The following is a 1,127-nucleotide window of genomic DNA, read 5'->3' on the forward strand; positions in this document are numbered from 1 at the left end:
TCTTTAATCAGCATATCGTGGCTGCCGCAGTAGGTAAAGTAACGGCTGCAGTTTTGAAGGAGTACGGCGTGGAAAGAATCATCGTTCCCGAGCTGGAGCGAATGGGCGCATTAGTAATTGAAATTGGACGTTATTATGAGCGTACTGAAGGCAAGGAAGTATAAATATATTGAAGAGGCAGTCTCAAACACGTAATCGGTGTTTTAGACTGCCTTTATTTTATGAAAAGGATTTTTCTTGCGCATTTCTGAATTCCCTTGGTGATAGGCCATAACTTTTCTTGAACGCTTTCGAGAAATGTGAGGCGTTGGCGAATCCGCAATACTCCGCAATTAAGTCGAGCTTAAGTCCGGTTGTGGCTAACAGCTCGCTTGCTTTCTCCAAACGTAAATGAACGAGAAACTGATGGGGCGTTGCTCCAAAATAGTGATGAAAAATAACGTTGAAATGGGATTCGGAATATCCTGCATGCTTCGCCATCGACTCCACCGTGATTGTTCCAGATAGGTGAAAGGAAATAAAAGCTTTCATCTTTGTTACGAACTGCTGATCCTCGAATGCCAAAGAGCCTGTCGTCTCAAAGTCGCCGATTAATAGAAGGAGCAGCTCCATTGCCAGCTTTTGGGCATGCAGCACGTTTTGTATGTCGTTGTGGCTAAAATGCTCAATCATTTGGTTCAGCAGCTTTTTGAACGATTCTGGATGTCGCGGCTTCAGCTTGACGGGCAGCTGCAGGTTTGGAAATTCGTTTAACTGCGGCTGCTTCAAATCCGAATACGGCTCCAAGTTTGTCTGGCCGGGCGTCGTTACAAAGCTTCTTTCTCGGTTCGGATTATAAAAAAAATCAAGATGAGTGTTTGGTACTACGCAGCTCCCATATCCTCTCGTTGTGAAGAGCATTCCAGGCTGAATAAGTGCAAAGTCGCCAGGTAGCAGCTCATATTCAACCCCCTCAACCGTAAGCAAATAACGGCCTTCTTCCATATATAAAAACAAATAATCGAGCAGACGCCGTTCACCTTGAAAAAATGACGTTTCTTTAAAGCGATAGCAAAGCCGTATAAACGGCAGCACGGGATGGTCATTCCAGTTATGCAGCTGCGTATTCATTCCTAATTGCCTCCAAT

Annotated in this window: 1 protein-coding gene; it reads right to left on the bottom strand. The window is 44.6% G+C overall.

What is annotated here, in order from left to right; all coding sequences use genetic code 11:
* Positions 1–219 precede the first annotated feature (219 nt).
* The coding region (locus AC1DSE_RS35590) for a helix-turn-helix domain-containing protein (protein ID WP_477529161.1) at positions 220–1,127 on the bottom strand (908 nt) is incomplete at its 5' end.

It is taken from the genome of Paenibacillus sp. 01L418, assembly GCF_056400045.1.